20 protein-coding genes, 4 tRNA genes, 1 rRNA gene, 3 pseudogenes and 1 riboswitch are annotated in these 26,057 nt (G+C 50.5%); of the genes and pseudogenes, 19 read left to right on the forward strand and 9 right to left on the reverse strand.

Annotated elements, in window-relative coordinates:
• Positions 1 to 142 precede the first annotated feature (142 nt).
• The 3 genes from rrf (at position 143) to birA (ending at position 2,432) form a co-directional block, all read left to right on the forward strand.
• Positions 143 to 258 (forward strand): 5S ribosomal RNA (rrf, locus tag EAH77_RS24540).
• 180 nt (positions 259 to 438) lie between these two features.
• A complete protein-coding gene (murB, locus tag EAH77_RS24545; RefSeq protein ID WP_140476080.1) occupies positions 439 to 1,476 on the forward strand; it encodes a UDP-N-acetylmuramate dehydrogenase in 1,038 nt (345 codons plus the stop codon).
• Positions 1,473 to 2,432 carry a bifunctional biotin--[acetyl-CoA-carboxylase] ligase/biotin operon repressor BirA gene (gene birA / locus EAH77_RS24550; RefSeq protein ID WP_140476034.1) on the forward strand — a complete coding sequence of 320 codons (960 nt, stop codon included), beginning with the start codon at positions 1,473 to 1,475 and terminating at the stop codon, positions 2,430 to 2,432. Before murB ends, birA begins: the two co-directional genes overlap by 4 nt.
• A 33-nt stretch (positions 2,433 to 2,465) precedes the next feature.
• On the opposite strand, the gene coaA is transcribed toward birA, so the two are convergent.
• Positions 2,466 to 3,416 (reverse strand): type I pantothenate kinase, encoded by a 951-nt coding sequence (gene coaA / locus EAH77_RS24555; protein ID WP_140476036.1) that lies wholly within the window; start codon positions 3,414 to 3,416, stop codon positions 2,466 to 2,468.
• Positions 3,417 to 3,648: 232 nt separating this feature from the next.
• Positions 3,649 to 4,143, reverse strand: a complete 495-nt coding sequence (locus tag EAH77_RS24560) for a GNAT family N-acetyltransferase (protein ID WP_140476038.1) — start codon at positions 4,141 to 4,143, stop codon at positions 3,649 to 3,651.
• 409 nt (positions 4,144 to 4,552) lie between these two features.
• On the opposite strand from EAH77_RS24560, the gene EAH77_RS24565 reads away from it, so the two are divergent.
• From EAH77_RS24565 to rpoC, 16 genes and pseudogenes are all read left to right on the forward strand, one after another.
• Positions 4,553 to 4,628 (forward strand) — tRNA-Thr (locus tag EAH77_RS24565).
• A gap of 18 nt (positions 4,629 to 4,646) precedes the next feature.
• Positions 4,647 to 4,731, forward strand: a tRNA-Tyr gene (locus EAH77_RS24570).
• 131 nt (positions 4,732 to 4,862) lie between these two features.
• A tRNA-Gly gene (locus EAH77_RS24575) sits at positions 4,863 to 4,937 on the forward strand.
• A 7-nt stretch (positions 4,938 to 4,944) separates the two neighbouring features.
• Positions 4,945 to 5,020 (forward strand) — tRNA-Thr (locus EAH77_RS24580).
• A 108-nt stretch (positions 5,021 to 5,128) separates the two neighbouring features.
• Entirely contained in the window at positions 5,129 to 5,512 is a 384-nt protein-coding gene (locus tag EAH77_RS24585) for a GTP-binding protein (RefSeq protein WP_431306789.1), read from the forward strand.
• Positions 5,479 to 6,327: pseudogene (tuf, locus tag EAH77_RS24590) on the forward strand (elongation factor Tu); the annotation flags it as partial. The gene EAH77_RS24585 and the pseudogene tuf (EAH77_RS24590), both read left to right, overlap by 34 nt.
• Before the next feature lie 113 nt (positions 6,328 to 6,440).
• Positions 6,441 to 6,548: pseudogene (locus tag EAH77_RS25855) on the forward strand (hypothetical protein); the annotation flags it as partial.
• A gap of 81 nt (positions 6,549 to 6,629) precedes the next feature.
• Positions 6,630 to 6,911, forward strand: a pseudogene (tuf, locus tag EAH77_RS25860) (elongation factor Tu); the annotation flags it as partial.
• A 252-nt stretch (positions 6,912 to 7,163) separates the two neighbouring features.
• Positions 7,164 to 7,547, forward strand: coding sequence for a preprotein translocase subunit SecE (gene secE, locus EAH77_RS24600; RefSeq protein ID WP_140476042.1), 384 nt, complete (start codon positions 7,164 to 7,166; stop codon positions 7,545 to 7,547).
• Entirely contained in the window at positions 7,548 to 8,093 is a 546-nt protein-coding gene (nusG, locus tag EAH77_RS24605; protein ID WP_104924131.1) for a transcription termination/antitermination protein NusG, read from the forward strand.
• Between the two features lie 175 nt (positions 8,094 to 8,268).
• The gene (rplK, locus tag EAH77_RS24610) at positions 8,269 to 8,697 is read left to right on the forward strand and encodes a 50S ribosomal protein L11 (protein ID WP_034794998.1); all 429 of its coding nucleotides are present in this window, start codon (positions 8,269 to 8,271) and stop codon (positions 8,695 to 8,697) included.
• A 3-nt stretch (positions 8,698 to 8,700) separates the two neighbouring features.
• Positions 8,701 to 9,405, forward strand: a complete 705-nt coding sequence (rplA, locus tag EAH77_RS24615) for a 50S ribosomal protein L1 (protein WP_140476044.1) — start codon at positions 8,701 to 8,703, stop codon at positions 9,403 to 9,405.
• Between the two features lie 336 nt (positions 9,406 to 9,741).
• The gene (gene rplJ / locus EAH77_RS24620; protein WP_034795004.1) at positions 9,742 to 10,239 is read left to right on the forward strand and encodes a 50S ribosomal protein L10; all 498 of its coding nucleotides are present in this window, start codon (positions 9,742 to 9,744) and stop codon (positions 10,237 to 10,239) included.
• A 66-nt stretch (positions 10,240 to 10,305) separates the two neighbouring features.
• A complete protein-coding gene (gene rplL, locus EAH77_RS24625; RefSeq protein WP_101080117.1) occupies positions 10,306 to 10,671 on the forward strand; it encodes a 50S ribosomal protein L7/L12 in 366 nt (121 codons plus the stop codon).
• Between the two features lie 330 nt (positions 10,672 to 11,001).
• Positions 11,002 to 15,030 (forward strand): DNA-directed RNA polymerase subunit beta, encoded by a 4,029-nt coding sequence (rpoB, locus tag EAH77_RS24630; protein WP_140476046.1) that lies wholly within the window; start codon positions 11,002 to 11,004, stop codon positions 15,028 to 15,030.
• A gap of 91 nt (positions 15,031 to 15,121) precedes the next feature.
• Positions 15,122 to 19,345, forward strand: a complete 4,224-nt coding sequence (rpoC, locus tag EAH77_RS24635; protein WP_140476048.1) for a DNA-directed RNA polymerase subunit beta' — start codon at positions 15,122 to 15,124, stop codon at positions 19,343 to 19,345.
• 283 nt (positions 19,346 to 19,628) lie between these two features.
• Here the strand turns inward: rpoC and thiH are convergent, their stop codons facing one another.
• The 7 genes from thiH to rsd form a co-directional block, all read right to left on the reverse strand.
• Complete coding sequence (thiH, locus tag EAH77_RS24640) at positions 19,629 to 20,759, reverse strand: 2-iminoacetate synthase ThiH (protein WP_140476050.1); 1,131 nt, start codon at positions 20,757 to 20,759, stop codon at positions 19,629 to 19,631.
• A complete protein-coding gene (locus tag EAH77_RS24645; protein WP_140476052.1) occupies positions 20,756 to 21,541 on the reverse strand; it encodes a thiazole synthase in 786 nt (261 codons plus the stop codon). Before EAH77_RS24645 ends, thiH begins: the two co-directional genes overlap by 4 nt.
• 1 nt (position 21,542) lies before the next feature.
• Positions 21,543 to 21,743, reverse strand: coding sequence for a sulfur carrier protein ThiS (thiS, locus tag EAH77_RS24650; protein WP_140476054.1), 201 nt, complete (start codon positions 21,741 to 21,743; stop codon positions 21,543 to 21,545).
• Positions 21,740 to 22,489 (reverse strand): HesA/MoeB/ThiF family protein, encoded by a 750-nt coding sequence (locus EAH77_RS24655; protein WP_140476056.1) that lies wholly within the window; start codon positions 22,487 to 22,489, stop codon positions 21,740 to 21,742. Before EAH77_RS24655 ends, thiS begins: the two co-directional genes overlap by 4 nt.
• Positions 22,482 to 23,132, reverse strand: coding sequence for a thiamine phosphate synthase (thiE, locus tag EAH77_RS24660; protein ID WP_140476058.1), 651 nt, complete (start codon positions 23,130 to 23,132; stop codon positions 22,482 to 22,484). The genes EAH77_RS24655 and thiE overlap by 8 nt, the downstream gene beginning before the upstream one ends.
• The gene (gene thiC, locus EAH77_RS24665) at positions 23,132 to 25,090 is read right to left on the reverse strand and encodes a phosphomethylpyrimidine synthase ThiC (protein WP_140476060.1); all 1,959 of its coding nucleotides are present in this window, start codon (positions 25,088 to 25,090) and stop codon (positions 23,132 to 23,134) included. Before thiC ends, thiE begins: the two co-directional genes overlap by 1 nt.
• Before the next feature lie 122 nt (positions 25,091 to 25,212).
• Positions 25,213 to 25,340, reverse strand: a riboswitch (TPP riboswitch).
• A gap of 127 nt (positions 25,341 to 25,467) precedes the next feature.
• Positions 25,468 to 25,983, reverse strand: coding sequence for a sigma D regulator (gene rsd / locus EAH77_RS24670; protein ID WP_140476062.1), 516 nt, complete (start codon positions 25,981 to 25,983; stop codon positions 25,468 to 25,470).
• Positions 25,984 to 26,057 lie beyond the last annotated feature (74 nt).

Genomic DNA, 26,057 nt, shown 5'->3' on the forward strand with positions numbered 1-26,057 from the left:
AGGCTTAACCTTACAACACCAAAGGTGTTTTTAGTCTGAGAGACTATRAAGTTTGATTTTCAGCGATGTTCCGAGATTGGTTCGTATGGCGTAATGGAGTGAGCGATCATGAAGTTGTGCGGTATGGATGAAACAGAATTTGCCTGGCGGCACTAGCGCGGTGGTCCCACCTGACCCCATGCCGAACTCAGAAGTGAAACGCCGTAGCGCCGATGGTAGTGTGGGGTCTCCCCATGCGAGAGTAGGGAACTGCCAGGCATCAAATAAGTGAGAAACCTCAGTCGAAAGACTGGGGTTTTTTGCTATGGGGATTTTGGTGATTCGAATTTGCTCGCCCAGTGGCCGCTTCACTCAGTAACGCCGTCAAAACTCTGGACGCGAGAGGTCATCGAATCGGTTAAACTGAGCGTAAATAAGTAACGGATGAGTGATCAGGTTATGTCGATCCACGACACGTCTTTAAAAGCTTTAAATACCTTTGCCATCGTCGCAGATGCTATCGAGGTAATGACAGCTCATAGCCCAGATGAGTTGGCCAGTGCCTGGGTATATTCGCAAAAAGCCAAACGTCCATTTCTGTTATTAGGTGAGGGGAGCAATGTCCTTTTCCTGGAAAACTTTGACGGGATAGTGGTTCTTAATCGTATCAAAGGTATTGATGTCTCTGAAGGAACACAAGACTGGCTACTGCATGTCGGGGCTGGTGAAAACTGGCACCAGCTGGTTGTGTTCACCCTGGAACATCATATTCCCGGTTTGGAAAACCTGGCACTTATCCCTGGTTGTGTCGGGTCCGCCCCGATCCAGAATATTGGTGCTTACGGTATCGAATTACAGAGCCTTTGTGATTATGTTGACGTAATGAATCTGGAGACACGTGAGGTTATTCGCCTAACTGCCAGCGAATGTCAATTTGGGTATCGTGAGAGCGTATTCAAACATGCCTATCGCGAGGGCTATGCGATTATTGCGGTAGGACTAAAGTTGAATAAAAACTGGCAGCCTAAACTCACTTATGGGGATTTGACCAAACTTGAGTCCTCCAGTGTCACACCTCAGGAAATATTCGACTCCGTGTGTCAGATGCGCCGTAGCAAACTTCCTGATCCTGCCGTCACTGGTAATGCGGGCAGTTTCTTCAAAAACCCCATCGTGGATGCTGCACTTGCCGATAAGCTGAAACAACAGTATCCGTCTATGCCTTATTACCCACAGCCGGATGGTCAGGTAAAACTTGCTGCAGGCTGGCTCATCGAGCAAGCGGATCTCAAAGGTTTTTGTCTGGGTGGGGCCTCCGTACACCAGCAGCAGGCATTAGTGCTAATTAATAGACAGGGTGCAACAGGCAATGATGTTAAGGCATTGGCAAGACATGTTCGTCATGCGGTTGCCGGGCGTTTTACCGTCTGGTTAGAACCCGAGGTCCGTTTCATTTCTTCCCTTGGCGAAACCAATGCCGTTGAGGCGCTATCATGAAAGATATCACTGTTCCGCTTCATCTTGTTGCGATCCTGGCTGATGGCGAGTTTCATTCCGGTGAGCAGTTAGGGGGGGAGCTGGGTATGAGTCGTGCTGCAATCAATAAGCATATACAGACGATAAGAGACTGGGGATTAGACATTTTTACCGTTCCAGGGAAGGGTTATAGCCTACCTTCTCCAATCCAGTTATTGGATGAAGGAAAAATCCTCGCCGCCTTACCGGAAGGGCGGGTGAACGTATTACCTGTTATTGATTCAACTAATCAGTATTTACTTGAGCGTATTACTCAGCTCACCTCCGGCGATGCGTGTGTCGCGGAATATCAACAGGCAGGTCGTGGCCGCCGTGGGCGGAAATGGTTCTCACCTTTTGGCGCGAATTTATACTTCTCAATGTACTGGAAGCTTGATCAGGGCCCCTCAGCTGCGATGGGCCTGAGCCTGGTTATTGGTATTGTGATGGCTGAAGTACTGCAAAAGCTCGGTGCAGAAGATGTCCGCGTAAAGTGGCCTAATGATCTCTATCTGAAAGACCGCAAGCTTGCGGGGATCTTAGTGGAGTTGACCGGAAAGACTGGCGATGCGGCTCACTTAGTCATAGGTGCAGGCATCAATCTTAAGATGCGCGAGCCGGCCTCTGATTCTATTGATCAAGGCTGGATTAATTTGCAAGAAGCCGGTGTGAACATCGATCGCAACCAGTTAACCGCCACCTTATTGCAAGAGTTGCGTTCCGCACTGCGCCAATTTGAAGTAGAAGGGTTAGCCCCGTTTATTACTCGCTGGCGCAAGTTGGATAATTTCCTCGACCGTCCCGTTAAGTTGTTAATAGGCGAAAAGGAAATTCACGGTATCGAGCGCGGGATTGATCAGCAAGGTGCATTATTGCTGGAACAAGATGGGCTAATTAAATCATTTATCGGCGGGGAAATATCCCTTCGCGGACTCTGATAATAATAAAGGAGGGATAGCTCCCTCCTTAAACTACTTCCTCAATCTGACATTTTCAACCGCATGGTTAGCGCTCTTCGTCATGATCAGACTTGCTCTTTCTCGGGTGGGGAGAATATTTTCTTTTAAATTCAATCCATTAATTTCGGTCCACAATTGCGTAGCTATATTTACCGCTTCTTCTTCGGGAAGCTTCGCATAGTGGTGGAAATATGAATCTGGATCCGAGAATGCACCCTGACGGAATTTAAGGAAGCGGTTTATATACCAGCTTTGTAATAAGTCTTCCGGTGCATCCACATATATAGAGAAATCAACAAAGTCAGACACAAATACGCGATGAGGATCGTGTGGGTAATCCATTCCACTTTGTAAGACATTCAATCCTTCGAGAATAAGAATGTCGGGTTGTTCTATGACTTTATTTCCGTCGGGGATGACATCGTAAATAAGATGTGAGTAGACGGGCGCTTTTACGCTTCTGGCCCCCGACTTTACCTCGGAAACGAAATTGACCAATTGGTGCATGTCGTAAGATTGTGGGAATCCCTTCTTCTTCATGATCCCACGCTCCTGAAGCGTTTTATTGGGATACAAGAATCCATCTGTTGTGATCAGCTCGACGGTTCTGTGTTCTGGCCAGCGGCTAAGTAGTGCTTGTAAGACACGCGCAGTCGTACTTTTGCCTACAGCTACACTGCCTGCAATACCAATCACGTAAGGAATTTTCTGACCGTCAGTTCCCAGGAATTGTTCTAATACGGCCTGACGGCGAAGATTGGAACTGATGTAAAAATTGAGAAGGCGTGAAAGCGGCAGATAGATTTGTGCTACTTCCTCAAGTGACAGGTCCTCATTGATACCTTTGAGTTTCACGATTTCCGCTTCTTTGAGCGTTAGCGGAACTGAGTCACGTAGGGCTGCCCACTGAGCTCTGTCGAACTGTAGGTAAGGGGTTGCCAAAGATGAGTCTCTTTTTTTCATAAGTTAAAGTCTGCCTGTTAGCGCAGGTCAGGAAAGGCGCCGCACGCCAAGTCCAGACAGTAAACCAGCCGCCTATTATAGACAGCTTCGTTTTCGCCGTAGACATTTTTCTCATAACTTAACGATTTCTTTGATTGAGTTAAAAATTATTTAAGAAACTTATGAAATCGTCTTTCCTCTTAAACGAATTTAGGATTGCCCAATGGAACGGGCATTGTGTAGAGAGAAAGGGCTATCTTAGTGGTTTGTAATACACTACATCTGAGCGGGAATTCTGTACTACCGAACTGCGGCATCGGTATCCCTGGGCGCGGTAGAATGATTCAGCTCCAGTACCAGACTGAAGGTCGGATGACAGCATGTCACAACGCAGGTCTAACGCTGTTTCCTCCAGCTCGCGCATCATTTTCCTGGCGATCCCTGAGCGTCTTGCTTTGGGATGGACAAGCAAAGTTGTCACTGAACCTGACAGCGTTTGATCTGCCGCATTGTCCATCTTTAATTGCACCGTGCCCACCACCCCGTGACTGTCCCTTGCTATCCACAACATCAAGAGTTGCGAATTAATCTGTGGCCTGAGGTCGTGGAAGAAGTTTTCAGCCATCTGCGATGAAAGGGGTTGCTCAAATCCCATTGGCGCACCTTGTTCAATCGCACCAATTAAGAGGGAAGCGAGCTCATATTGATAAATGGGCAGGGTAGCAGCATTCAACAGAACAACTTTCATAGACTTCTTCCTCTGTAGCGTGATGACTGCGGGCCTAAAAACCAGGCGAATGTGATCCTGCAAGAAGTAAGCCATGTGTAAATTGACCTCATTGGCTGGGATAGTTTGCAGGGGCATGAAAAATCACGCACTCAAATGGTGCCTATCAACAATCGTGGTGCAAATTAAATGTTTTTAGGCATCGCTCTGGTTCAGGTAGATTTTAAGGAGGTGTTAAACGGGAGGCTGTGGAAGATTGTCCGCTTGAGGTGGAATAGCGAGTGCATCGATTTGCACAATGTTTAGTCTTTTTTAGGTCCTAAAACGTCGTTATTATTATTTTTTGCATAAAACATGAGCGATAGAGAAAAAGACGCGATTTTTTTGTTGCATACCCCGCCAAGTCTCCCTAGAATGCGCAGCACTTGATGCCGGCATAGCTCAGTTGGTAGAGCAACTGACTTGTAATCAGTAGGTCCCGAGTTCGACTCTTGGTGCCGGCACCATTCAAGTACTTAAAATTAGGTGGGGTTCCCGAGCGGCCAAAGGGAGCAGACTGTAAATCTGCCGTCATCGACTTCGAAGGTTCGAATCCTTCCCCCACCACCAAACGAGCCTTAGCAATAAGGCAACTTACAATGTAAGAATACGTTGTAAGTGAAGGTGAGGTTTAAGTGTCTCATTTCCTTATCCCCCGTCTTCGAGTTCTTCAGAACAATTAGGTAGCCGAGTTCCAGGATGCGGGCATCGTATAATGGCTATTACCTCAGCCTTCCAAGCTGATGATGTGGGTTCGATTCCCACTGCCCGCTCCAAGTATGTGCTGATATAGCTCAGTTGGTAGAGCGCACCCTTGGTAAGGGTGAGGTCGGCAGTTCGAATCTGCCTATCAGCACCACTTCAAAATCCTCCCTCCTGATTTTCTTTCTGTAAACTAATTCGTCAAGCAAATGCTTGGTTGATGTGGTGATACCACCGATTTAACCGTGTCTTAGAGGGACAATCGATGTCTAAAGAAAAGTTTGAACGTACAAAACCGCACGTTAACGTTGGTACTATCGGCCACGTTGACCACGGTAAAACTACCCTGACTGCTGCAATCACTACCGTTCTGGCTAAAACCTACGGTGGTTCTGCTCGTGCATTCGATCAGATCGATAACGCACCAGAAGAAAAAGCTCGTGGTATCACCATCAACACTTCTCACGTTGAATATGACACCCCAGCTCGCCACTACGCGCACGTAGACTGCCCAGGACACGCCGACTATGTGAAAAACATGATCACCGGTGCTGCTCAGATGGACGGCGCTATTCTGGNTTTGAACGTACAAAACCGCACGTTAACGTTGGTACTATCGGCCACGTTGACCACGGTAAAACTACCCTGACTGCTGCAATCACTACCGTTCTGGCTAAAACCTACGGTGGTTCTGCTCGTGCATTCGATCAGATCGATAACGCACCAGAAGAAAAAGCTCGTGGTATCACCATCAACACTTCTCACGTTGAATATGACACCCCAGCTCGCCACTACGCGCACGTAGACTGCCCAGGACACGCCGACTATGTGAAAAACATGATCACCGGTGCTGCTCAGATGGACGGCGCTATTCTGGTTGTTGCTGCGACTGATGGCCCGATGCCACAGACCCGTGAGCACATCCTGCTGGGTCGCCAGGTTGGCGTTCCATACATGATCGTATTCATGAACAAATGCGACATGGTAGATGACGAAGAGTTGCTGGAACTGGTAGAGATGGAAGTTCGTGAACTTCTTACTGCTTACGATTTCCCAGGCGACGACATCCCAGTGGTTAAAGGTTCAGCGCTGAAAGCACTGGAAGGCGTACCAGAGTGGGAAGCTAAAATCCTCGAACTGGCTGGTTTCCTGGATAGCTACATCCCAGAACCAGAACGTGCTATCGACAAGCCATTCCTGCTGCCAATCGAAGACGTATTCTCCATCTCTGGTCGCGGTACCGTAGTGACTGGTCGTGTAGAACGCGGGATCGTGAAAGTGGGCGAAGAAGTAGAAATCGTCGGTATCAAAGATACTGTTAAGTCTACTTGTACCGGCGTTGAAATGTTCCGTAAACTGCTTGACGAAGGTCGTGCAGGCGAGAACGTTGGTGTACTGCTGCGTGGTATCAAACGTGAAGACATCGAACGTGGTCAGGTTCTGGCTAAACCAGGTTCAATCAAACCNAACCAGAACGTGCTATCGACAAGCCATTCCTGCTGCCAATCGAAGACGTATTCTCCATCTCTGGTCGCGGTACCGTAGTGACTGGTCGTGTAGAACGCGGGATCGTGAAAGTGGGCGAAGAAGTAGAAATCGTCGGTATCAAAGATACTGTTAAGTCTACTTGTACCGGCGTTGAAATGTTCCGTAAACTGCTTGACGAAGGTCGTGCAGGCGAGAACGTTGGTGTACTGCTGCGTGGTATCAAACGTGAAGACATCGAACGTGGTCAGGTTCTGGCTAAACCAGGTTCAATCAAACCYCACACCACCTTTGACTCAGAAGTTTATATTTTGAGCAAAGATGAAGGCGGCCGTCATACTCCGTTCTTCAAAGGCTACCGTCCACAGTTCTACTTCCGTACAACTGACGTGACAGGTACCATCGAACTGCCAGAAGGCGTAGAGATGGTAATGCCAGGTGATAACATCAACATGGTAGTGACCCTGATCCATCCAATCGCGATGGATGATGGTTTGCGTTTCGCAATCCGTGAAGGTGGCCGTACCGTAGGTGCAGGTGTTGTTGCTAAAGTTATCGCTTAATCGCTGATAATTTTTTGTCACTTTACGTTGACGCAATAGACACTAAAAGGGCATCATTCGATGCCCTTTTCTACGCTGTGGCGCTAGAACCTATCTCATCAGCGATTTATACGTCATAATCATTGGTGAGATAGGCTCTGAGATATAGCGTAAAACACCGAGTTGCGCTCACTGTAGAGCATCGATCGGTTTGGTTTGCCTCGCGATGCGAGGCAAAGTTGTTTGTTCTGAATCATTGTGACGGGTTGGTTTATGAGTGCGAATACCGAGGCTCAAGGGAGCGGGCGCGGCCTGGAAGCGGTAAAGTGGGTAGTTGTTGCCGTTTTGTTGGTCGTAGCTATTGTCGGTAACTATTATTACCGTGCATACAGCCTGCCGTTACGTGCGCTGGCAGTGGTTGTTGTGATTGCGATTGCAGGTGCAGTGGCATTATTGACGGCTAAAGGCAAAGCGACAGTAGCATTTGCGCGCGAAGCGCGTACTGAAGTACGTAAAGTAATTTGGCCTACACGCCAGGAAACATTGCATACCACACTGATCGTTGCTGCGGTAACTGCCGTCATGTCACTGATTCTGTGGGGGCTGGATGGTATTCTGGTCCGCCTGGTATCTTTTATTACTGGCTTGAGGTTCTAAATGTCTGAAGCACCTAAAAAACGTTGGTACGTCGTTCAGGCGTTTTCCGGCTTTGAAGGCCGCGTAGCGCAATCGCTACGTGAGCACATCAAATTGCACGACATGGAAGAGCTGTTCGGCGAGGTGATGGTTCCTACGGAAGAAGTGGTTGAAATCCGTGGTGGTCAACGTCGTAAAAGCGAACGCAAATTCTTCCCAGGTTATGTGCTGGTTCAAATGGTGATGAATGATGCCAGCTGGCACTTAGTGCGTAGCGTTCCTCGCGTGATGGGCTTCATCGGCGGTACTTCTGACCGTCCTGCACCAATCAGCGATAAAGAAGTCGACGCTATCATGAACCGCCTGCAACAAGCCGGTGATAAGCCACGTCCTAAGACTCTGTTTGAGCCGGGTGAGCTGGTCCGTGTTAATGACGGTCCATTCGCTGACTTCAACGGTGTTGTTGAAGAAGTGGATTACGAGAAAAGCCGTCTTAAAGTGTCCGTTTCTATCTTCGGGCGTGCTACACCCGTCGAGTTGGATTTCGGTCAGGTAGAGAAAGGTTAACAACTCTTTCAATATCCATTCGAACAGATGTTGTGCAAGGCGCGAAATTAAATTATAATTTCGCGCCTTTTGTTTTTATGTGCAGCCTCTGCAGGTAAAACATAAAGAAGAAAGTACTGCAAATAACGGGGAGCCTCTTCAAACAGGCGATATCACCCAAACGAGGATATTTACCATGGCCAAGAAAGTACAAGCCTACGTTAAGCTGCAAGTTGCAGCTGGTATGGCAAATCCAAGTCCGCCAGTTGGTCCAGCATTGGGTCAACAAGGCGTGAACATCATGGAATTCTGTAAGGCATTCAACGCTAAGACTGAAAGCGTTGAGAAAGGCCTGCCGATCCCTGTTGTAATTACCGTTTACTCTGACCGTTCTTTCACCTTCGTTACCAAAACGCCTCCAGCAGCTGTATTGCTGAAGAAAGCGGCTGGTATCAAGTCTGGTTCCGGCAAGCCGAACAAAGACAAAGTAGGTAAAGTAACGACTGCTCAGGTTCGTGAAATCGCAGAAACCAAAGCTGCGGACATGACTGGTTCTGACGTGGAAGCCATGGCGCGCTCCATCGAAGGTACTGCTCGTTCCATGGGCCTGGTAGTGGAGGATTAATAAATGGCTAAGCTGACCAAGCGCATGCGCGTGATCCGTGACAAAGTTGATGTTACTAAACAATATGACATCAACGAAGCTGTTGCACTGCTCAAAGAGCTGGCCACCGCTAAATTCGTTGAAAGTGTAGACGTTGCCGTTAACCTCGGTATCGATGCACGTAAATCTGATCAAAACGTTCGTGGTGCTACCGTTCTGCCTAACGGCACCGGTCGTTCTGTTCGCGTTGCCGTCTTCGCCCAAGGTGCAAACGCTGAAGCTGCTAAAGCTGCAGGCGCTGAGCTGGTAGGTATGGAAGATCTGGCTGACCAGATTAAGAAAGGCGAAATGAACTTTGACGTTGTTATTGCTTCCCCGGATGCAATGCGCGTTGTAGGTCAATTAGGTCAGGTTCTGGGCCCACGCGGCCTGATGCCTAACCCGAAAGTTGGTACTGTAACCCCTAACGTTGCTGAAGCTGTTAAGAATGCTAAAGCAGGTCAGGTTCGTTATCGTAACGACAAAAACGGTATCATCCATACCACTATTGGTAAGGTTGATTTCGAATCCGACAAGCTGAAAGAAAACCTGGAAGCTCTGTTGGTTGCTCTGAAAAAAGCGAAGCCTTCTCAGGCTAAAGGCGTTTTCATCAAGAAAGTAACTCTGTCCACTACCATGGGCGCAGGTGTTTCTATTGATCAAAGCGGCCTGAACGCAGTAGCTCTGTAATTTGCTACCTGCTTTTATCGCTTTACGCGGGCGGTAGATTTGTCTAGAATCTATGGCCCGTTGTTTCGTTAACGCGAAACCAAGATTTTTCGGTTGGAGCCTGGCCTATCCAGGCCTCCGTCCAAGACCGCAGGTGGCCCGAAAGGGACTTAATTTTTCCTGCGTAGACGGTGACAGAGCCTGAAGAAAATTTTTCTTTGTTATTTGTAATAAAGAACAAGAATAGTCTTTGCTGGATTCTCTGCTCACCGTGTTTGAACGCTTGATATCGATCTCGGTAACAAGCGATGTGAGTTCCGGGGATTTTCCCCGGCTAAATCCAGGAGCAAAAAGCTAATGGCATTAAATCTTCAAGACAAACAAGCGATTGTTGCTGAAGTCATGGAAGTAGCCAAAGGCGCGCTGTCTGCGGTTGTTGCGGATTCCCGTGGCGTAACTGTAGATAAAATGACTGAACTGCGTAAAGCAGGTCGTGAAGCTGGCGTTTACATGCGTGTTGTTCGCAACACCTTGATGCGCCGCGTCGTTGAAGGTACTCAGTTTGAGTGCCTGAAAGACACGTTTGTTGGTCCAACCTTGATTGCATTTTCTTCTGAGCACCCAGGCGCTGCTGCCCGTTTGTTCAAAGATTTCGCAAAAGCGAATGCAAAATTTGAGGTTAAAGCTGCGGCCTTTGAAGGTGAGTTTATCTCTGCGGCTCAAATTGACCGCTTGGCAACTCTGCCTACTTACGATGAAGCAATCGCACGCCTGATGGCAACCATGAAAGAAGCCGCTGCTGGCAAATTGGTTCGCACTCTGGCTGCAGTACGCGATCAGAAAGAAGCTGCTTAAGCAGTCTTTCTTTTCTCGTTTATTTGCTTTCGTATAAACTATTTCTGAATTTTAGGAACACTTGAAATGTCAATCACTAAAGAACAAATCATTGAAGGCGTTGCAGCTCTGTCTGTAATGGAAATCGTTGAACTGATCTCCGCTATGGAAGAGAAATTCGGCGTTTCTGCTGCTGCTGCTGTTGCAGGTCCTGCTGCTGCTGCTGAAGCTGTTGAAGAAAAAACTGAATTCGACGTTATTCTTGCTGCTGTTGGCGCGAACAAAGTTGCTGTTATCAAAGCAGTTCGTACCGCAACTGGCCTGGGTCTGAAAGAAGCTAAAGACCTGGTAGAGTCTGCTCCGGCAGCTCTGAAAGAAGGCATCAGCAAAGACGACGCTGAAGCACTGAAAAAATCTCTGGAAGAAGCTGGTGCTTCTGTTGAAGTTAAGTAAGTTTAACTTCCTGGAGTGCAGTCTGTCCTAACAGACTGATGGCTGGTGACTTTTTAGTCACCAGCCTTTTTGCGCTATAGAGTGTCAGTGGTGTTTCACACTGTTTGAGCACTGAACTACTCTAATATCTCTTCTTGATACGCCTTAATATATTGCTGCCGCTTGCTATGGCTCATCCATAGATAATGCACAACGAAATGATTTAAGAGTGATAGAAACAGATATTGCGGAAAGCGTTTCTGCTTTCCGGTCGACATAAACGGTGTTGCATGAACTGTCCTTCTCAGGGCAGACAAGATTGGGTCACTGATCAGCGAGCTGAGGAACCCTATGGTTTACTCCTATACCGAGAAAAAACGCATTCGTAAGGATTTTGGTAAACGTCCACAAGTCTTGGACATTCCCTTTCTCCTTTCTATCCAGCTTGACTCGTTCCAGAAGTTTATCGAGCAAGATCCGGAAGGCCAGCACGGTTTGGAAGCTGCATTCCGTTCTGTATTTCCAATCAAAAGCTACAGCGGTAATTCTGAGCTGCAATACGTTAGCTACCGTCTTGGTGAGCCAGTATTTGACGTTAAAGAATGCCAGATCCGTGGTGTAACTTTCTCCGCGCCATTGCGTGTGAAACTGCGTCTGGTTATCTACGAGCGTGAAGCGCCAGAAGGTACGGTCAAAGACATCAAGGAACAAGAAGTCTATATGGGCGAAATTCCGCTCATGACCGAAAATGGTACCTTTGTGATTAACGGTACTGAGAGGGTTATCGTATCTCAGCTGCACCGTAGTCCAGGCGTATTCTTCGACAGTGATAAGGGTAAAACCCATTCATCGGGTAAAGTGCTGTACAACGCACGTATCATTCCTTATCGCGGTTCGTGGTTAGATTTCGAGTTCGACCCGAAAGACAACCTGTTTGTGCGTATTGACCGTCGCCGCAAATTGCCAGCGACCATCATCCTGCGTGCATTAAGCTATACCACTGAGCAGATCCTTGACCTGTTCTTTGAAAAGGTGACTTACCAGATCCGCGACAACAAGTTGCAGATGGAACTGGTACCTGAGCGCCTGCGTGGTGAAACAGCCTCGTTTGATATCGAAGCTGACGGCAAAGTCTATATCGAAAAAGGCCGCCGTATCACTGCTCGCCATATTCGTCAGCTTGAAAAAGACGACATTCAGCGCATCGAAGTTCCTGTTGAATACATCGCAGGAAAAGTAGTTGCTAAAGACTACATCGACACTAATACCGGTGAGCTGATTGTTCCTGCGAACATGGAATTGTCTCTGGATTTACTGGCTAAATTGAGCCAGGCCGGACACAAAACGATTGAAACGCTGTTCACCAACGATCTCGATCATGGCGCGTACATGTCCGAGACCATCCGCGTCGACCCAACCAGCGATCGTTTGAGCGCATTGGTTGAGATCTACCGCATGATGCGTCCTGGTGAGCCGCCAACTCGCGAAGCTGCTGAAAGCCTGTTTGAGAACTTGTTCTTCTCTGAAGATCGTTACGACCTGTCCGCTGTTGGCCGTATGAAGTTCAACCGTTCTCTGCTGCGTGATGAAATCGAAGGTTCAGGTATCCTGAGCAAAGATGACATCACTCAGGTAATGAGAAAGCTGATCGGCATTCGTAACGGCCAGGGCGAAGTGGATGATATCGACCACTTGGGCAACCGTCGTATTCGTTCTGTCGGCGAAATGGCTGAAAACCAATTCCGTGTAGGTTTGGTTCGTGTTGAGCGTGCCGTTAAAGAGCGTCTGTCTCTTGGCGACCTTGATACACTGATGCCTCAGGACATGATCAACGCTAAGCCGATTTCGGCTGCGGTGAAAGAGTTCTTCGGCTCAAGCCAGCTGTCACAATTTATGGACCAGAACAACCCGTTGTCTGAGATCACGCACAAGCGCCGTATCTCTGCATTGGGCCCGGGCGGTTTGACCCGTGAACGTGCTGGCTTTGAAGTTCGAGACGTCCACCCGACTCACTACGGTCGTGTATGTCCAATCGAAACGCCAGAAGGTCCAAACATCGGTCTGATCAACTCCTTGTCTGTGTATGCACAGACCAATGAGTATGGTTTCCTGGAAACCCCTTACCGCCGTGTGCGTGAAGGTATGGTTACCGATGAAATTAACTACCTGTCTGCCATTGAAGAAGGCAACTTCGTTATCGCTCAGGCGAACTCCAACCTGGACGACGAAGGCCGCTTCCTGGAAGACTTAGTCACTTGTCGTAGCAAAGGCGAATCAAGCCTGTTCAGCCGCGACCAGGTTGACTACATGGACGTATCTACCCAGCAGATCGTATCCGTTGGTGCTTCTCTGATTCCATTCCTGGAACACGATGACGCCAACCGTGCATTGATGGGTGCGAACATGCAACGTCAGGCTGTACCTACTTTGCGCGCTGACAAGCCGCTGGTTGGTACCGGTATGGAACGTGCTGTAGCGGTTGACTCCGGTGTTACTGCCGTAGCCAAACGTGGCGGTACTGTTCAGTACGTGGATGCATCTCGTATCGTTATTCGTGTTAACGAAGAAGAGATGAATCCGGGCGAAGCAGGTATCGACATTTATAACCTGACTAAGTACACCCGTTCTAACCAGAACACCTGCATCAACCAGATGCCGTGTGTAAATCTGGGCGAGCCAATCGAGCGCGGCGACGTGCTGGCTGATGGTCCGTCAACAGATCTGGGCGAACTGGCACTGGGTCAGAACATGCGTGTCGCGTTCATGCCTTGGAACGGTTACAACTTCGAAGACTCCATCTTGGTCTCCGAGCGTGTGGTTCAGGAAGATCGCTTCACTACCATCCATATCCAGGAACTGGCATGTGTGTCCCGTGACACCAAGTTAGGGCCTGAAGAGATCACTGCCGACATCCCTAACGTGGGTGAAGCGGCGCTCTCTAAATTGGATGAATCCGGTATCGTGTATATCGGTGCTGAAGTGACGGGTGGCGATATTCTGGTTGGTAAGGTAACGCCTAAAGGCGAAACCCAACTGACGCCAGAAGAGAAACTGCTGCGTGCGATCTTCGGTGAGAAAGCGTCTGACGTTAAAGACTCTTCTCTGCGTGTTCCAAACGGCGTTTCCGGTACGGTTATCGACGTGCAGGTCTTCACCCGCGATGGCGTGGAAAAAGACAAGCGTGCGTTGGAAATCGAAGAGATGCAGCTGAAGCAGGCTAAGAAAGACCTGACTGAAGAGTTGCAGATCCTGGAAGCCGGTCTGTTTGCACGTATCCAGTCTGCTCTGGTTGCTGGCGGTGTTGAAGCCGATAAGCTTGGCAAATTGCCGCGCGATCGTTGGCTTGAGCTGTCGCTGACCGACGAAGACAAACAAAACCAGTTGGAACAGCTGGCCGAACAGTACGACGAACTGAAAACCGTGTTTGAGAAAAAACTCGAAGCGAAGCGTCGTAAAATCACTCAGGGCGATGACCTGGCACCCGGCGTGCTGAAAATCGTTAAAGTGTATCTGGCCGTTAAACGTCAGATTCAACCTGGTGACAAAATGGCTGGTCGTCACGGTAACAAAGGTGTTATCTCCAAGATCAACCCGATCGAAGATATGCCTTACGATGAAAACGGTACGCCGGTAGACATCGTACTGAACCCGCTGGGCGTTCCATCCCGTATGAACATTGGTCAGATTCTGGAAACCCACTTGGGTATGGCCGCGAAAGGCATTGGTGAAAAAATCAATGCGATGCTGAAGAAACATGAAGAAGTTTCCAAGCTGCGCGAGTTCATCCAGAAAGCCTATGATCTGGGCGACGATGTCCGTCAAAAAGTTGATCTGAGCACCTTCACCGACGACGAAGTTCTGCGTCTGGCTGAAAACCTGAAGAAAGGCATGCCAATCGCAACGCCAGTCTTCGATGGTGCGAAAGAGACAGAGATCAAGCAACTGCTTGAAATGGGCGGTGTCCCAACCTCTGGCCAGATCACACTGTTTGACGGCCGTACCGGCGAGCAATTTGAGCGTCAGGTTACCGTCGGCTACATGTACATGCTGAAACTGAACCACCTGGTTGACGATAAGATGCATGCGCGTTCTACCGGTTCTTACAGCCTTGTTACTCAGCAGCCGCTGGGTGGTAAAGCTCAGTTCGGTGGTCAGCGCTTCGGTGAGATGGAAGTGTGGGCACTGGAAGCATACGGTGCTGCGTATACCCTGCAGGAAATGCTGACTGTTAAATCCGATGACGTGAACGGCCGTACCAAGATGTATAAAAACATTGTGGATGGCGATCACCGGATGGAACCAGGCATGCCGGAATCCTTCAACGTATTGTTGAAAGAGATCCGCTCTCTGGGTATTAACATCGAGCTGGAAGACGAGTAAGTACTCGAATTCGCACTGATCACAGGGGCACCTGCCTGTTTAGCAATAGACAGCAGGTGCCTAACAGGTCTAACCCGACGGGAGCTAATCCGTGAAAGACTTACTAAAGTTTCTGAAAGCGCAAACTAAAACCGAAGAGTTTGATGCGATCAAAATTGCTCTGGCCTCGCCAGACATGATCCGTTCTTGGTCTTTTGGTGAAGTTAAGAAGCCAGAAACCATTAACTACCGTACGTTCAAACCAGAACGTGACGGCCTTTTCTGCGCCCGTATCTTCGGACCAGTAAAAGATTACGAATGCCTGTGCGGTAAGTACAAGCGTTTAAAACATCGCGGCGTGATCTGCGAGAAGTGTGGCGTTGAAGTGACCCAGACTAAAGTACGCCGTGAGCGTATGGGCCATATCGAACTCGCTTCCCCGACTGCACATATCTGGTTCCTGAAATCGCTGCCTTCGCGCATCGGTTTGTTGCTGGATATGCCACTGCGTGACATCGAACGTGTTCTGTACTTCGAATCCTATGTGGTTATCGAAGGCGGCATGACTAACCTCGAAAAACGCCAGATCCTGACTGAAGAGCAGTATCTTGACGCGTTGGAAGAGTTTGGTGATGAGTTTGACGCCAAGATGGGCGCAGAAGCTATCCAGGCCCTGTTGAAAAACATGGATCTGGAAGCAGAATGCGAACAGCTGCGTGAAGAGTTGAACGAAACTAACTCCGAAACCAAGCGTAAGAAACTGACCAAGCGTATTAAGCTGCTGGAAGCGTTCGTTCAATCTGGTAACAAACCAGAGTGGATGATCCTGACCGTGCTGCCGGTACTGCCGCCAGACTTGCGTCCACTGGTTCCGTTGGACGGCGGCCGTTTCGCAACGTCGGATCTGAACGATCTGTATCGTCGCGTAATCAACCGTAACAACCGTCTGAAACGCCTGCTGGATCTGGCTGCGCCAGACATCATCGTACGTAACGAAAAACGTATGCTGCAAGAAGCGGTAGATGCTTTGCTGGATAACGGCCGTCGCGGTCGTGCAATCACCGGCTCTAACAAGCGTCCGCTGAAATCTCTGGCAGACATGATTAAAGGTAAACAGGGTCGTTTCCGTCAGAACTTGCTGGGTAAACGTGTCGACTACTCTGGTCGTTCCGTTATCACCGTAGGTCCATACCTGCGTCTGCACCAGTGTGGTCTGCCGAAGAAAATGGCTCTGGAACTGTTCAAACCGTTCATCTATGGCAAGCTGGAACTGCGTGGCCTCGCGACCACCATTAAAGCCGCTAAGAAAATGGTTGAGCGCGAAGAAGCTGTTGTTTGGGATATCCTGGACGAAGTTATCCGCGAACACCCGGTACTACTGAACCGTGCACCAACCCTGCACCGTTTGGGCATCCAGGCGTTTGAACCTGTTCTGATCGAAGGTAAAGCCATCCAGCTGCATCCGCTGGTTTGTGCGGCATACAACGCCGACTTCGATGGTGACCAGATGGCTGTTCACGTACCGTTGACGCTGGAAGCTCAGCTGGAAGCGCGTGCGTTGATGATGTCTACCAACAACATTCTGTCACCTGCGAACGGCGAGCCAATCATCGTTCCTTCTCAGGACGTTGTCTTGGGTCTGTACTACATGACCCGTGACTGTGTTAACGCCAAAGGCGAAGGCATGGTTCTGACAGGTCCTAAAGAAGCTGAGCGAATTTACCGCGGCGGTCTTGCCTCTCTGCATGCGCGTGTCAAAGTGCGTATTACAGAAGAGATCAAGAACACTGAAGGTGAGTCAATTCACCAGACGACAATTATCGATACCACAGTAGGTCGTGCGATCTTATGGATGATCGTACCTAAAGGCCTGCCGTTCTCTATCGTTAACCAGCCGTTGGGTAAAAAAGCTATCTCCAAAATGCTTAACACTTGTTACCGCATCTTGGGCCTGAAGCCGACCGTTATTTTTGCTGACCAGATCATGTACACCGGTTTTGCTTACGCTGCCCGTTCAGGCGCGTCAGTAGGTATCGATGACATGGTTATCCCTGCTAAGAAAGCAGAGATTATCGAAGAAGCCGAAACCGAAGTTGCAGAGATCCAGCAGCAGTTCCAGTCTGGTCTGGTAACAGCGGGCGAACGCTATAACAAAGTTATCGATATCTGGGCCGCAGCTAACGAACGTGTTGCTAAGGCAATGATGGAAAACCTGTCTGTTGAAGACGTCGTCAACCGTGACGGTGTGGTTGAACAGCAAGTTTCCTTCAACAGTATCTTTATGATGGCCGACTCCGGTGCGCGTGGTTCCGCTGCACAGATTCGTCAGCTGGCCGGTATGCGTGGCCTGATGGCCAAACCGGATGGTTCCATCATTGAAACGCCAATCACCGCGAACTTCCGTGAAGGTCTGAACGTACTCCAGTACTTCATCTCTACTCACGGTGCGCGTAAAGGTTTGGCGGATACCGCATTGAAAACGGCAAACTCCGGTTATCTGACCCGTCGTCTGGTTGACGTGGCACAGGATCTGGTAGTAACCGAAGACGACTGTGGTACGCACGAAGGCATCATGATGACTCCGGTCATCGAAGGTGGCGACGTTAAAGAACCACTGCGCGAACGCGTTCTGGGTCGTGTAACTGCTGAAGATATCATCAAGCCGGGTACGGCTGATATTCTGGTTCCACGTAACACCCTGCTTCACGAAAAGACGTGTGATCTGTTAGAAGAGAACTCTGTCGACAGCGTGAAAGTACGTTCAGTCGTAAGCTGTGAAACCGATTTTGGTGTGTGTGCAAACTGCTACGGTCGCGACCTGGCACGTGGTCACATCATCAACAAAGGTGAAGCAGTTGGTGTTATCGCAGCACAGTCCATCGGTGAGCCGGGTACCCAGCTGACGATGCGTACGTTCCACATCGGTGGTGCGGCATCTCGTGCGGCAGCGGAATCGAGCATTCAGGTTAAGAACACCGGTACGATTAAACTGAGCAACCACAAGCACGTTACCAATGCGAACGGCAAACTGGTTATCACTTCTCGTAATACCGAACTGAAACTGATCGACGAATTCGGTCGTACCAAAGAACGTTATAAAGTGCCTTACGGCTCTGTAATGGGCAAAGGTGATGGCCAACCTGTTAACGGCGGCGAGACCGTTGCTAACTGGGATCCACACATCATGCCAGTTATCAGTGAAGTGAGTGGTTTCATCCGCTTTGCTGACATCGTGGATACCCAGACCATTACCCGTCAGACCGATGATTTAACCGGTTTGTCTTCACTGGTTGTTCTGGATTCTGCAGAGCGTACCGGTAGTGGTAAAGATCTGCGTCCGGCACTGAAAATCGTTGATGCCAAAGGTGATGACGTATTGATTCCAGGCACAGATATGCCTGCTCAATACTTCCTGCCAGGTAAAGCGATTGTACAGCTGGAAGATGGTACTCAGATCCACTCTGGTGACACCTTGGCGCGTATTCCTCAGGAATCCGGCGGTACCAAGGACATCACCGGTGGTCTGCCACGCGTTGCTGACTTGTTCGAAGCACGCCGTCCGAAAGAGCCTGCAATCCTTGCTGAAATCAGCGGGATCATCTCCTTCGGTAAAGAAACCAAAGGCAAACGTCGTCTGGTAATTTCTCCGTTGGATGGCAGCGATGCTTACGAAGAAATGATCCCTAAATGGCGCCAGCTGAACGTGTTCGAAGGCGAAATTGTGGAACGTGGTGACGTCGTATCCGATGGCCCAGAGTCTCCGCACGACATTCTGCGTCTTCGTGGTGTTCATGCGGTTACTCGCTACATCACCAACGAAGTGCAGGAAGTTTACCGTCTGCAAGGCGTTAAGATTAACGATAAACACATCGAAGTTATCGTTCGTCAGATGTTGCGTAAAGGCACCATCGTTAGCGCGGGTGGCACCGACTTCCTGGAAGGCGAGCAGGCAGAAATGTCTCGCGTTAAAATCGCTAACCGTAAGCTGGAAGCTGAAGGCAAAATCACGGCAACCTTTAGTCGTGACCTGCTCGGTATCACCAAAGCTTCTTTGGCCACCGAATCCTTCATCTCAGCTGCATCGTTCCAGGAAACGACGCGCGTTCTTACTGAAGCCGCTGTTGCGGGTAAACGTGATGAACTGCGCGGCCTGAAAGAAAACGTCATCGTTGGCCGTCTGATCCCAGCCGGTACTGGTTACGCTTATCATCAGGAACGTGCACGCCGTAAAGCTCAGGGCGAAGTGCCAGTTGTACCGCAAGTTAGCGCGGACGAAGCAACGGCTAACCTGGCTGAATTGCTGAACGCAGGTTTCGGTAACAGCAAAGACGATTAATCGCCTTCTGTCGAAACGCATAAAACCGCTCTCCCTGGAGAGCGGTTTTTTTTTGCCCGTAGTCTATCCATTGAGTTAATCGAAGAGGTGCCGCCATAAACCAGGGATGAGTCCAGTAAATGGCGGCTTTTTGGAAGCGGAGCCAGGATCAGCGGCTCCGGCCACTTACGAAAGTGCAGCGGCAAAAGCACATTATCGACTCCTGCTTAAAGAGACGAGTGGCTTATATCAGGCTGCCGATCTACATTCAGATAAGAATTTACTCTCTCAGTTTTTGCCCATTTTAATGCGAGGCGCGCCCAAGAAAACTGTCCCAGTCTTTCCATACCGGTTGTAGCCCAGCTTGGGTTAGCGCATTTGAAACCTGTTGCACAGAGCGATTATCATGCGGTGCAAATTGTTCCAGCTCAGGGTGATCATCATCGGCATAGCCGCCGGGCTGGGTTTTGGATCCGGCGCTCACCGTATTGATCGCCAGCGGAACCACGTGATCGCGAAAGTAGGGTGATTCTCTGGTCGACAGTGAAAGCTCTACATCCGGCGCAAACAGGCGGAATGCGCAGATCAACTGTACCAGCTGCTTTTCCTCAAGGATCGACGCAGGTTCAATGCCACCGGCGCAAGGTCGCAAACGTGGAAAAGCTACCGAGTAGCGGCTTTGCCAGTAGGTCTGCTGCAGATAAAAAAGGTGTTCAGCCACCATGTAGCTGTCCGTTCGCCAGTTGCTGGAGAGCCCTAAAAGCGCCCCGAGACCGATTTTATCGATACCCACCCGGCCCAAACGATCCGGCGTCTCCAGTCGCCAGAAGAAATCCTGCTTCTGTCCACGCAGATGGTGCAGGGCATAGGTCGGGGCATGATAGGTTTCCTGATACACCAGCACCCCATCCAGTCCGAGCGTTTTCAGTTCACGGTACTCTTCCTGTGCCAATGGCTGGACTTCGATCATCAACGAATCAAACTGGCGACGGATCGTCGGCAAGTGCTGACGAAAATAGTCCATCCCGACTTTAGCCTTATGTTCGCCAGTGACCAGCAGCAGGTGTTTGAAGCCTAATGCATTCAGCGCATCACATTCGCGGCGAATCTCGTCTTCATCCAGGGTTTTCCGCTTAATGCGATTACTCATCGAGAAACCACAATAGGTACATTCATTGGCGCACAAATTAGACAGATAGAGCGGCGCAAAAAAATTCACCGTGTTGCCGAATCGCTGCCGTGTCAGGGTTTGCGCTTTTTGCGCCATCCGTTCGAGGTAAGGAAGGGCTGCCGGGGAGATCAGTGCCATAAAATCATCGCGACTGATCTTGGCTTGGCTAAGTGCACTCTCCACGTCACTGGCCGTTTTACTGTTAATGCGCATCGACAGGTCATCCCAGTCGAGCGTTTGCCAAACCTGAGTGAAATCGCTCATCGCATGATGTTCTCCGCCGGTGCATTGAGGAACCTGGTTAGCGGACTTGATGCCGAAGCTTCACGCCGTTTCCCGCCGAGACCGCTTTGCCGCGCCAGCAACCCGGCTTCTACTGCCAGGCTGAATGCCTGCGCCATAGCCACCGGATCACCGGCCACTGCGATAGCAGTATTGACTAAAACCGCATCGGCGCCCATTTCGATGGCTTCGGCGGCCTGGCTTGGTGCGCCGATACCTGCATCGACAATCACCGGCACTCGCGCTTGTTCGATGATGATCTGCAGAAAATCCCGGGTCAGTAAGCCCTGATTGGAGCCAATCGGCGCACCGAGGGGCATCACAGCGGCGCATCCTGCCTCTTCCAGCCGTTTACACAACACCGGATCGGCGCTGCAATAAGGCAGAACGATAAACCCCTGCTTGACCAATATCTCAGCAGCTTTCAACGTTTCTACCGCATCGGGCAGCAGGTATTTCACGTCGGGATGAATCTCCAGCTTGATCCACGATGTTCCCAGCGCTTCACGGGCCAGTTGCGCGGCAAAAATGGCCTCTTCGGCGGTTTTCGCCCCGGAGGTATTGGGCAGCAACCGTACGCCAAGCGCCTGCAGCGGGGCGAGGATATTGTCACCGCCACGGCGTAGATCGATGCGTTTCATGGCCATGGTTACTAATTGCGAACCGGAAGCGGCCAGCGCCTGCTGCATCAGCGCAGCGCTGGAAAATTTCCCTGTTCCAGTTAACAGGTGTGAGGTAAAGGTCGTATCAGCAATCTTTAACATGTCATCCTCCGGCGATGGCCTGAAACAGTAAAATATTGTCGCCATCTTTAAGCCAGTGTGCGGGCCAATGATGGCGTGGAATAATCACCTGATTGACCGCCAGCGCGCTGCCGGGCTGCTCAAGATTCATTTTTTCGAGTAATTGAGACAATGTCAGTGCTTGATCAAAAAGGTGAGATACATCATTGATGATCAGGTTCACGGCCGGTCTCCACAGATGGCGCAAACCTCGGAGCGCGTTAACTGAACGGTGCACCAACTTTGCTGTTTACCGTCGAATAACCTGAGCTTACCGCTCAATGCGCTGCCCATCCCGGCGATGATCTTCAGTGCCTCCAGCGCCTGTAAAGTCCCGATCACGCCGACCACCGGCCCGAGTACACCCGATGTGCGACAGTTACGCGCAGGCGTGTCATGGTCGGGATAAAGACAGGCGTAACAGCCCTGTCCGTAAGGTGGTTCGAGTACGAACAATTGACCGCTGAACCCGACGGCGCTGCCGCTGACCAGCGTTTTTTCTGCTTCAATACAGGCTTTGTTCACCGCGTGACGGGTGGTCATATTGTCGCTGCAGTCGAGGACCAGATCGGCTGCGGCCACGGCGGCTGTCAGTGCATGGCCGGCCAGCCGTTCAGTGATAGCAGAAACCTCACACAGCGGGTTTAGCCGTAGTAGTTCCCGCTTTGCCAGCCGTGCTTTGGACTGATCCAAATCGGCCGTGCGGTATAAGATTTGCCGCTGAAGATTAGTGATGTGCAGCGTATCGTCATCCGCCAGCGTTAGCTGGCCGACACCCGCTGCGGCAAGATACAGCGCCGCCGGTGAGCCAAGACCACCAAGACCTACAATCAACACTTTCGCCGCCTGAATTTTTTCCTGCCCGCCAGGGCCAAACTCCTCCAGTAACAACTGGCGGCTGTAGCGCATAAAGGCCTGATCATTAAGCATTGCCCGCCCCCCCAGTCTCGCAGAGTGCCAGCAGTTCGGCGGTTGCCGCACGCCAGTCAGCGGCGAGCGTTATCGCACTTACTACGGCAATGCTGCCAACACCGGTCGCCAGTACGGACGGCGCCCGCTCAAGGCTGATGCCACCGATGGCCACCGTCGGAAAACGGCCATTCAACTGTTTGATATGACGGGCCAGCTCTTCCAGACCCTGTGGGGCTGATGGCATCTCTTTGGTTTGCGTCGGGAAGATATGCCCCAGAGCGATATACGAAGGTTTTACCGCCACGGCGCGCGCCATTTCTGCATCATCGTGTGTGGAAACGCCCAGCCGTAAACCTGCCTGATGAATCGCCTGTAAATCGGCGGTATCAAGGTCTTCCTGACCCAGATGCACGCCGTAAGCCTGATGCTTAACCGCCAGATGCCAGTAATCATTGATGAAAAGACATGCCTGATACTGGCGGCCGAGCTTAATGGCTTCGATGATCGCTGGTTCAACCTGGTCATCGGGCAGATCTTTCACCCGTAGCTGGATAGTTTTAACGCCTGCGTCCAGTAGCCGGGCTATCCATTCGACGGTATCGACCACCGGATAGAGCCCAAGATGAAAAGGCACCGCAGGAAATGTATTGAGTATTGGCATTATTTACCCGCCTCCGGGCTGAAGCTGCCCGCTGGATGGTAAAGCTCACTGCCGCGCGAACGGAACTCGGCAGACATCTGTGCCATGCCAGTTTCGGCAATCTCAATCGGCTGGGCTTTGGCTTCCAGCGTGGCGGCGTAATCGCGGACTTCCTGGGTTATTTTCATCGAGCAGAATTTCGGGCCGCACATTGAACAGAAATGGGCGACTTTGCCGGACTCCTGCGGCAGGGTTTCATCGTGGTAGGCGCGAGCGGTGGCAGGATCGAGTGCCAGATTGAACTGATCTTCCCAGCGGAATTCAAAGCGGGCTTTTGACATCGCATTGTCACGGATCTGCGCGCCAGGATGACCCTTTGCCAGATCCGCCGCGTGGGCCGCAATTTTATAGGTGATCAAACCTTGTTTAACGTCTTCTTTATTGGGCAGGCCAAGGTGCTCTTTTGGCGTGACGTAACACAGCATCGCGCAACCAAACCAGCCGATCATCGCTGCACCGATGCCTGAGGTGAAATGGTCATAGCCCGGCGCGATATCGGTGGTTAGCGGCCCCAGCGTATAGAAAGGCGCTTCATGGCAGTGCTCCAGTTCTTCAGTCATGTTGCGGCGGATCATCTGCATCGGCACATGCCCCGGCCCTTCGATCATGACCTGAACGTCATATTCCCAGGCGATTTTGGTCAGCTCGCCCAGCGTGTGCAGTTCTGCAAACTGTGCTTCGTCGTTGGCGTCCTGAATTGAACCCGGGCGCAGGCCGTCGCCCAGCGACAGCGCCACGTCATAGGCGGCGCAGATTTCACAAATCTCGCGGAAATGCTCGAACAGGAAGCTCTCACGGTGATGTGATAGACACCATTTCGCCATGATAGAACCGCCGCGCGAAACAATGCCAGTCAGGCGTTTGGCGGTCATCGGCACGTAACGCAGTAACACACCAGCGTGGATGGTGAAGTAATCAACACCTTGCTCAGCCTGCTCCAGCAGCGTGTCGCGGAACATCTCCCAGTTCAGGTCTTCAGCGATGCCATTCACTTTTTCCAGCGCCTGATAGATTGGCACGGTGCCGATGGGTACCGGGCTGTTACGCAGGATCCATTCACGTGTTTCGTGTATATAGCGACCGGTGGAGAGATCCATTACGGTATCCGCGCCCCAGCGAGTCGACCATACCAATTTTTCAACTTCCTCTTCGATAGAGGACGTCACCGCCGAATTACCAATGTTGGCGTTCACTTTCACCAGGAAATTTCGCCCGATGATCATCGGCTCAGATTCAGGGTGATTGATATTGGCAGGAATAATCGCACGACCGGCGGCGACTTCCTGGCGGACAAATTCAGGAGTGATGTTAGCGGGCAGATGGGCGCCGAAACTTTCGCCAGGATGCTGCTGGAGTAACACCTCACCACGAATCCGCTCACGGCCCATATTTTCACGCAGGGCGATGAATTCCATTTCCGGCGTGATGATGCCTTTACGGGCATAGTGCAACTGGGTGACATTTTTGCCAGCGGATGCTTTTCGCGGGTGGGGGAGATGATCAAAACGCAGATGGTCGAGGCCTTCATCGGCCAGCCGTTGCTGAGTGAAACCAGAGCTAACCTGAGGCAGGGTTTCAGTATCACCGCGCGCCAGGATCCAGTCAGATCGCAGCTTTTTCAGCCCAGAGTGAACATCGATAGTGGCTGCCGGATCACCATAGGGGCCTGCAGTGTCATACACCGGAATTGCTTCGTTCTCTTGATACTGCGGGGTGTCTTTACTGCCGCTGATTAAGGTCGGGCTGAGCTGGATTTCCCGCATGGGTACTTGCACGTCAGCGCGTTCGCCCTGCAAATAAATGCGTCGGGAATTAGGGAAGGCAACGCCCTGAAGGCTGTCGATAAATTGCTGGGCTTCGGCGCGCTGTTCGCGACGGTTGACGGGTTTTTTAGACGTGTTGGATTGAATACTCGACATAGCAAATTCCTCGTTGTGAACGTGATGGAAAATTGCTTGTCTGGAGGTTTACGGCAGGAGTAAAAACGGTCGGTTTAGCCGGTCAGGGCCGTGGATGAGCAGGGCCGTAAAGAGGCTAAACGCATGACATTACTCTTGTTCCCTTCGCGGGTACTAACCCGATCAGGTTCCGCGGATCCCGAATTAACGGTCTCAGCCTGGCGTAACGTCCGTGAGGAACGTCATGCGCTAGGCACTCCGACAAGAAGCCCCAATATATGAGGCTGATAGAAAAACTACAACCCCGTCCTTCATACTTCGAGCTGCCTCAAGGCGGCAACGCGAATTTCTTTGGACGTCATTGGGGGATTTTATGTTAACTGTTTTTTTGTTGGCAACTATGCCGGGCGCACAATCGCCGCTTGATTGGCAACCGGCGGCAATACGTCATCCACCTGGTCAAAAGCCAGCGTAATCAACTGATCTTCGAGAATAAAACGTGCATCCAGCGCTTCACCGATGTCTGACAGCGCATAGTGAAAAGCAAAGGCATTCTCATCATCGATATCATTTTCGGTATAACTGTCATGGAAAGCCATGATAGCTTCGGTATTTAGCTCGAGGGCCGGATAGATTTTCGAGGCGATCACTCTTTTCGGACTGTTGATGCCCGCGACTTCATCAATGATGCGCTGGTACAGATGAAAGTGGCCAGCGGAAAGGTAGTCCACCAGGTTATGGCAAAAGTTATCCAGCGCTTTTTCGTTGAGCGGGGTATGCTTTTCTTTCTTCGGCTTGAGGCCTACCAGGGTGCAATATGAAACTAACAACTCTTTGCGTGCGTGTAGCCACTGGTCGATAAACTCATTACTGCCACCAACGCGTTGGGTCAGTCTTTCCAGACGATTTAGCATGGTTGACTCCGTGAGCAAGAGAAAAGTAACCAAAACGTTAAAGGTTACTAATATTTAACTTCCGAAAACCAGAT

Origin of the sequence: Ewingella americana (assembly GCF_006438725.1) — a bacterium.
Taxonomy (GTDB): Bacteria; Pseudomonadota; Gammaproteobacteria; order Enterobacterales; family Enterobacteriaceae; genus Ewingella; species Ewingella americana_A.

Excerpts from the sequence above, each read along its gene's own strand:
- murB (WP_140476080.1), top strand. The coding sequence starts at position 439 with ATGTCGATCCACGACACGTCTTTAAAAGCTTTAAATACCTTTGCCATC.
- birA (WP_140476034.1), top strand. The coding sequence starts at position 1,473 with ATGAAAGATATCACTGTTCCGCTTCATCTTGTTGCGATCCTGGCTGAT.
- coaA (WP_140476036.1), bottom strand. The coding sequence starts at position 3,416 with ATGAAAAAAAGAGACTCATCTTTGGCAACCCCTTACCTACAGTTCGAC.
- EAH77_RS24560 (WP_140476038.1), bottom strand. The coding sequence starts at position 4,143 with ATGAAAGTTGTTCTGTTGAATGCTGCTACCCTGCCCATTTATCAATAT.
- secE (WP_140476042.1), top strand. The coding sequence starts at position 7,164 with ATGAGTGCGAATACCGAGGCTCAAGGGAGCGGGCGCGGCCTGGAAGCG.
- nusG (WP_104924131.1), top strand. The coding sequence starts at position 7,548 with ATGTCTGAAGCACCTAAAAAACGTTGGTACGTCGTTCAGGCGTTTTCC.
- rplK (WP_034794998.1), top strand. The coding sequence starts at position 8,269 with ATGGCCAAGAAAGTACAAGCCTACGTTAAGCTGCAAGTTGCAGCTGGT.
- rplA (WP_140476044.1), top strand. The coding sequence starts at position 8,701 with ATGGCTAAGCTGACCAAGCGCATGCGCGTGATCCGTGACAAAGTTGAT.
- rplJ (WP_034795004.1), top strand. The coding sequence starts at position 9,742 with ATGGCATTAAATCTTCAAGACAAACAAGCGATTGTTGCTGAAGTCATG.
- rplL (WP_101080117.1), top strand. The coding sequence starts at position 10,306 with ATGTCAATCACTAAAGAACAAATCATTGAAGGCGTTGCAGCTCTGTCT.
- rpoB (WP_140476046.1), top strand. The coding sequence starts at position 11,002 with ATGGTTTACTCCTATACCGAGAAAAAACGCATTCGTAAGGATTTTGGT.
- thiH (WP_140476050.1), bottom strand. The coding sequence starts at position 20,759 with ATGAGCGATTTCACTCAGGTTTGGCAAACGCTCGACTGGGATGACCTG.
- EAH77_RS24645 (WP_140476052.1), bottom strand. The coding sequence starts at position 21,541 with ATGTTAAAGATTGCTGATACGACCTTTACCTCACACCTGTTAACTGGA.
- EAH77_RS24655 (WP_140476056.1), bottom strand. The coding sequence starts at position 22,489 with ATGCTTAATGATCAGGCCTTTATGCGCTACAGCCGCCAGTTGTTACTG.
- thiE (WP_140476058.1), bottom strand. The coding sequence starts at position 23,132 with ATGCCAATACTCAATACATTTCCTGCGGTGCCTTTTCATCTTGGGCTC.
- thiC (WP_140476060.1), bottom strand. The coding sequence starts at position 25,090 with ATGTCGAGTATTCAATCCAACACGTCTAAAAAACCCGTCAACCGTCGC.
- rsd (WP_140476062.1), bottom strand. The coding sequence starts at position 25,983 with ATGCTAAATCGTCTGGAAAGACTGACCCAACGCGTTGGTGGCAGTAAT.